Raw genomic sequence first — 368 nt, 5'->3', positions numbered from 1 at the left:
GTACTGCGGTAAGCGAAGGTCAGAATGAAAAACCCGCGAACGTCGTACCACCAGGGGGGTGAAGAATAGGCTTGGGCGATTTTCTCCAAGGTCTTCTCGTGCTCGGACCGACTTGCTCCCATGGCTTACCTCCCATCGATGGCATACGGGTGCCTGGCGGACTGTCGAATATTTTTACAGGACCGGCCATCCCGATCGCCTTCGGTTCCCTGGTTAGGGGCGCCTGTACCCAGATCCGCTTTTTTCCTCTCGTGCCCTTTTCAAGGCGGGCACGGGCGGGCTCATGGGGGCCGCAGCCTTGAGGATCGCCCCGTCCGGGCGGAGATTATGGGTCGAGCATGGACGCTGTGCCAAAGACGACGCAGGAG

The 368-nt window shown here is 60.1% G+C and carries 1 pseudogene; it reads right to left on the bottom strand.

Annotation, left to right across the window (positions count from 1 at the left end):
- Window positions 1-122, bottom strand: a pseudogene (locus ACTFO6_RS18000) (class I SAM-dependent methyltransferase); the annotation flags it as partial.
- Between the last annotated feature and the right edge of the window lie 246 nt (window positions 123-368).

Origin of the sequence: Pelomicrobium sp. G1, from assembly GCF_051905455.1 — a bacterium.
GTDB lineage: Bacteria > Pseudomonadota > Gammaproteobacteria > Burkholderiales > UBA6910 > Pelomicrobium.
Note: the sequence above shows the minus strand (reverse complement) of the source record. Positions and strands in the feature narration are given on the sequence as shown.